3 protein-coding genes, 1 pseudogene and 1 other annotated feature are annotated in these 3,595 nt (G+C 35.9%); of the genes and pseudogenes, 3 read left to right on the top strand and 1 reads right to left on the bottom strand.

Annotated elements, in window-relative coordinates; translation table 11 throughout:
- Both AC1DRF_RS19605 and thrS read left to right on the top strand, forming a co-directional pair.
- Positions 1 to 229 (top strand): annotated as a pseudogene (locus tag AC1DRF_RS19605) (sulfatase-like hydrolase/transferase); the annotation flags it as partial.
- Between the two features lie 389 nt (positions 230 to 618).
- Positions 619 to 845, top strand: a binding site (T-box leader).
- Positions 846 to 897: 52 nt separating this feature from the next.
- On the top strand, positions 898 to 2,115 hold the full coding sequence (gene thrS / locus AC1DRF_RS19610; RefSeq protein ID WP_162214270.1) for a threonine--tRNA ligase: 1,218 nt from the start codon (positions 898 to 900) through the stop codon (positions 2,113 to 2,115).
- A 171-nt stretch (positions 2,116 to 2,286) separates the two neighbouring features.
- Here thrS and AC1DRF_RS19615 read toward each other — a convergent pair whose 3' ends face one another.
- Positions 2,287 to 2,490, bottom strand: coding sequence for a hypothetical protein (locus AC1DRF_RS19615; protein ID WP_243405956.1), 204 nt, complete (start codon positions 2,488 to 2,490; stop codon positions 2,287 to 2,289).
- Positions 2,491 to 2,879: 389 nt separating this feature from the next.
- On the opposite strand from AC1DRF_RS19615, the gene AC1DRF_RS19620 reads away from it, so the two are divergent.
- The coding region (locus tag AC1DRF_RS19620; RefSeq protein WP_477741459.1) for an amino acid permease at positions 2,880 to 3,595 on the top strand (716 nt) is incomplete at its 3' end.

The following is a 3,595-nucleotide window of genomic DNA, read 5'->3' on the forward strand; positions in this document are numbered from 1 at the left end:
GAGTTTTACTACCCTTAAAACAACCCGTGTTCCTGATCAAATTGAAATGTACAATTTGACCAAGGATCCGTTAGAAACAGTAAATCTGGCTCACCCGTATTTTTCGACAAATGAAACAAGGAAAATTCAGCGGCAGCTTGACGTTATTCTTAAAGAACAAGTCAGGAAAAAACGGATTTTTCCGCAAAGTGGAAGCATGCATGATGAGCTTTTGTCTAAAGATAGATAAAAATAGTTTCTATGGATTCAAGTCAGATATTTGCGTGAGCAGAAAAAGGTGTATTTAATATTTTAGTATATAAATTAAAAACCTGATGATGCTTGTGTTAGGTTACTTGTTCTGGTTTGGGGTAGTATTGGTTTCACTTCATTAATCCCGCTTAGATAAAACAAATAAGGACTTATAGCATCTTTCTTTTTCGCCTTTATTGTTATGAAAATAAGAATGAAATGTAGTCGTTAATAGTATAATAAAAAACTTTTTAAGTCCGTAGATTCTTAAGTAACTTTTCAAGAATTCAAGCATAAAGTAATTCTATACCATAAAAAAATAAAAAATTACTTCTTGACTTCTGTTAAATTTATACACTATAATCTCTTTTAACAACTAATAAACAGTATTTGGCAATGAAAAGGACACGAATTAGATGCTGTTTTCTTCGCAGAGAATAGGGTCACTGGCTGAGAGCCCTTAAGAAATCATCTAATTTACCACCTTAGAGCTATTGCAGGGAACGTGCATAACTGAAACYGCAAYCGGTAAAACCGTTATCTTTTTTGAGCGTRAAATACGTATARGTATTTYACGGAATTAGGGTGGTACCACGGCCGCATTCGTCCCTTYACTAGGGATGAGTGCGGTTTTTTGTTGAATAAAAACATATTGGAGGAATGAACATGTCAAAACAAGTGGAAGTAGAAAAGCGAAATCATCAAAAGTTAGGTCAAGAACTGGAGCTGTTTATGTCGATGGAAGAAGCTCCTGGTATGCCATTTTTCTTACCTAACGGAATGATTATTCGAAATGAGTTAGAAAATTACTGGAAACAAAAGCATTATAAAGCAGGCTATCAAGAAATAAAAACACCCATCATGATGAAACAGGAGCTCTGGGAACAATCAGGGCACTGGGAGCACTATCATGAGAATATGTATTTTTCAAATGTTGACAAACAAAACTATGCGATTAAACCGATGAATTGTCCGGGAGCCATTTTATTGTTTAACAGCAAGCGAAGAAGCTACCGAGAACTTCCGATTCGATACGCAGAGCTTGGATTAGTTCATCGTCACGAGCTTTCTGGGTCTTTAAACGGATTGCTAAGAGTCCGTTCATTTACACAGGACGACGCTCATTTATTCGTAGAACTCAGTCAGATTGAAGCTGAGATTAGCCGCATCCTAGCGTTTATCCATGACTTTTACTCACATTTTGGCTTCAATTACAAAGTGGAGTTATCCACACGACCTGAAAAATTCATGGGAGATATTGAAACATGGAACCAAGCAGAAAAGTCGCTTCAATCTGTGTTAAGTGAAAAAGGCTTAGACTATCAGGTAAATGAAGGAGACGGAGCTTTTTATGGGCCGAAAATCGATTTTCATATTTTAGATTCCTTAGGTCGCAGCTGGCAGTGCGGAACAGTTCAGCTTGATTTCTTAATGCCGGAGAAGTTTGACTGTATGTATATTGGAGAAGACAATAAACCTCATCGTCCCGTAATGATTCACCGCGCTATATACGGATCAGTTGAACGATTTATGGCCATCTTGATTGAACATTACGAAGGTCAATTTCCTCTTTGGTTGGCTCCTGTTCACTTTAAGCTTTTGCCTATTGCACCGCCGCACGTGGAATATGCATATAAAGTGAAACACGAGCTGGAGTTAAAAGGGTATCGTGTTGAAGTAGATGATCGCATTGAAAAAATAGGGCTGAAAATTCGAGAAGCAGAAATGCTGAAAGTTCCTTATATGGCTGTGATAGGAGATAAAGAAGTGGAAAATGAATCGCTTGCTATGCGAAAGCACGGGAAGAAAAATATAGGAACAGTAAGTGTGGAAGAGGCAGCTGTACACTTGAATAAAGAAAAGAATTCAAACAGAGTGTATTGAAGCTATTTACCTTACTAAATAGAAAAATCCGATTTTTTAAGTCGGATAGTGATTCCCTTCATTTTGTCTCACACCAAAATGAAGGGAATATTGAACTAGAAGGGTATAAGATAATATATATCAGCAGTATAACTTTTGCCTTAGACAAACGCCGGTATTTTATAAAAAAAATTATCTTATTCCATTCGAATCGTTTGTACGGGATGAAGCTGAAGCCTCACCTGATGGTTTGTTTATATTTTGCTGATCTCGCTTCTTTTTAGAAGGAGAGTAAAAAAGAAATTTAAACATAAAGTATACTCCTAATGCTAGTAAAATACAGCCAATAAGTAAGTTAATCATCTTTCTCCGCCCTTCATACACTTCAGTTTTCATCATTATAACACCCGGTAAGATAAAACATTCATCGTTCTGTAAATAATCTCTATGTCAGGAATTTATATCTGAAGATAGTTAGTGAAAAAAGTTATCTAAAAACATGTAAAATAATCTTTTAGAATATTATTTTTATTCAAACTTATTATGCGTAAGCACAATGATAATCTCTTTATTTAGTTTATAAATCCAAAATAGAGCGATATTAAGAAATCGCTTACAAAAACTATTGAAATATATATAATGATATTAGTATACTAATAGACAAGTTAGTAATTATTTCTATATAATTACTTCTGTATCTGAAGTAAAAACGCGCAGCACAATGGGGAAAAACGTTATTTTCAAGTTTTTTAAGGGATGAGTGGCAACAGAGAGGAGAGAGTGCAATGGGAAAACTATTTAAAAAGAAGTCAATCGAGCAATTATTAGAACAAAGTCAAAACAAATCTCTAGTCAAAACATTAGGAGCATTCGATTTGACTCTTCTTGRTATTGGAGCCGTAATCGGAACGGGGGTTTTAGTATTAACAGGCTTAGTAGCTGCTAACGATGCTGGACCAGCCGTTATTTTTTCTTTTATATTGGCGTCTATTGTATGCGGTTTTGCAGCGCTGTGCTATGCGGAATTCGCTTCAACTATACCTGTATCTGGGAGCGTTTACACCTATACATATGCAACCATCGGCGAAGTGGTAGCGCATTTAATGGGATGGACGTTGCTTTCTGTCTATTTGTTAACAATGTCAGCAGTAGCAAACGGATGGTCTTCTTATTTTAACAACTTTTTAGAAGGCTTTGGTTTTTCGCTGCCAAAAGAATTGATTACGATCCCTGCAAATGGAGGTCTAGTGAACCTTCCTGCTGTTTGTATTACGCTTCTTATTACATGGCTGCTTTCAAGAGGAACAAAAGAAAGTAAAAAAGTGAATAACTTTATGGTGCTTGTTAAATTGTTTATTATCCTTCTTTTTATTATTGTAGGAGCTTTTTATGTAAAACCGTCTAATTGGACACCTTTTATGCCTTATGGAATTGAAGGTGTTGTGACAGGGGGCGCGGCCGTATTTTTTGCTTTCTTAGGTTTTGATGCCTTATCTACATC

It is taken from the genome of Priestia sp. P5_B4 (assembly GCF_056400385.1).

Bases quoted from the DNA above. Each gene is read 5' to 3' on its own strand.
- thrS (WP_162214270.1), top strand. From the start codon at position 898: ATGTCAAAACAAGTGGAAGTAGAAAAGCGAAATCATCAAAAGTTAGGT.
- AC1DRF_RS19615 (WP_243405956.1), bottom strand. From the start codon at position 2,490: ATGAAAACTGAAGTGTATGAAGGGCGGAGAAAGATGATTAACTTACTT.